The sequence below is a fragment of the Pseudomonas emilianonis genome (assembly GCF_023072625.1).
GTDB lineage: Bacteria > Pseudomonadota > Gammaproteobacteria > Pseudomonadales > Pseudomonadaceae > Aquipseudomonas > Aquipseudomonas paraveronii.
In genome coordinates, this window is record NZ_JAKNRV010000609.1 from 1 (window position 1) to 1,822 (window position 1,822).

Sequence of the window (1,822 nt, forward strand, 5' to 3'; positions counted from 1 at the left end):
GGTCACGCTCACGCCGCGTAGCCACAGCTGGGCGCCGTCGAGGTGGTAGGCGCTGCGGCGGCGGATGCCGTTGATCACCGCAGTGGCCCAACGGCCGTCGCTGCTGAGGTGGCGGATCTCGATGCCGTTGGCTTGCAGACGATGGTCGGCCAGGACGCTGACCGTGATGTCCTGGACCTCATCGTCGACGGCCAACTGATAGGTCCGTGGCACGTCAGCGCCGTTGCGCCACCCCGATAAGGCCGGGGCATGGGCCTGAGCGCTGTGTTGATAAAACAGCGCGGCCGCCAGGGCCAACTGTTCGGCGGTTGCGTTCGTGCGGCGAATGTCGCTGAAGTGCTCGGCGATCAACGCGGTGCTGAAATCGCCTTGGATAAACTGCGGGTGCTTGAGCAGGTCGGCCAATAGCTGCTGGTTGGTCGCCACGCCCAGCAGCACGCTGTCCTCCACCGCGCGCAGCAGCTTGCGCCGCGCCTCCTCGCGGGTGGCGCCATGGGCGATGATCTTGCCGAGCATCGGGTCATAGAACGGGCTGATGCGCTGACCTTCCAGAACACCATGGTCAATCCGCACACCCGCGGCCGGTTCCCAGCGCAACACCGCGCCGGTCTGCGGCAAAAAGCCCTGTGCCGGGTCTTCGGCGTACAGGCGCACTTCCATGGCGTGGCCGCTGAGGCTGACCTCCGATTGCGTTAACGGCAGCGGTTGCCCGGCGGCAATTTGCAGTTGCCAGTCGACCAGGTCGAGGCCGCTGATCAGCTCGGTCACCGGGTGTTCGACTTGCAGGCGCGTGTTCATTTCCAGGAAGTAGAACCGGCCGTCGCGGTCGAGCAGGAACTCTACCGTGCCGGCGCCGACGTAATTCACCGCACGCCCGGCCTTGAGCGCCGCGTCGCCCATGGCCTGGCGCAGGGCTGGGGTCATCACCGGGCAGGGCGCTTCTTCAATGATTTTTTGATGGCGGCGCTGGACCGAGCAGTCGCGTTCGCCGAGGTAGATCAGGTTGCCGTGGCTGTCGCCGAACAGCTGGATTTCGACGTGGCGCGGCTCGATCAGCGCCTGTTCCAGGATCAGTTCGTCACAGCCGAACGCATTCAGGGCTTCGGAGCGGGCAGTGCGCAGTTGCTCTTGCAGGTGTTCGCGCTGATGCACCAGGCGCATCCCTCGACCGCCGCCCCCGGCGCTGGCCTTGATCATCAGCGGGTAGCCAATGCGTTCGGCTTCTATTTGCAACGTGGCGTCGTCCTGGGCGCTGCCTTGATAGCCGGCGATGCACGGGACGCCGGCCTTGAGCATGGCGAGTTTGGACAGGCGTTTGCTGCCCATCAGCTCAATGGCCTCGACGCTGGGGCCGATAAAGGTCAGCCCGGCGTTTGTGCAGGCGCGGGCGAAATCGGGGTTTTCAGAGAGAAAGCCGTAGCCGGGGTGGACCGCGTCGGCGCCCGTGCGTTGGGCCGCGCTGAGGATCGCTGGAATATTCAGGTAGGACTGCTGCACCGGCGCCGGGCCGATATTCACGGCTTCGTCGGCCATCTGCACGTGCGCGGCCTGGGCGTCGGCGTCGCTGTAGACCGCCACGGTTCGGTAGCCCAATGCCTGGGCGGTGCGCTGGATGCGGCAGGCGATTTCGCCGCGGTTGGCGATCAGGATCTTGTTCATTCGGCCCACCGTGGCTTGCGCTTTTGCACAAAGGCCTGGGTGCCTTCGACCCCTTCTTCGCCGGTCACCGCCTCGGCGAACCACGCGGCGGCCTGATCCAGCAGCGGCCCCAGCGGTTGCTCCACGCTGGCCAGCAGCAACGCCTTGGTCCGACCATTAGCCC

The 1,822-nt window shown here is 65.9% G+C and carries 1 protein-coding gene and 1 pseudogene; both read right to left on the reverse strand.

Annotated elements, in window-relative coordinates; genetic code table 11:
* On the reverse strand, window positions 1–1,659 hold a 1,659-nt coding region (locus L9Z73_RS30000; RefSeq protein ID WP_282598801.1), incomplete at its 3' end, for an acetyl-CoA carboxylase biotin carboxylase subunit.
* Window positions 1,656–1,822 (reverse strand): annotated as a pseudogene (locus L9Z73_RS30005) (enoyl-CoA hydratase/isomerase family protein); the annotation flags it as partial. The gene L9Z73_RS30000 and the pseudogene L9Z73_RS30005, both read right to left, overlap by 4 nt.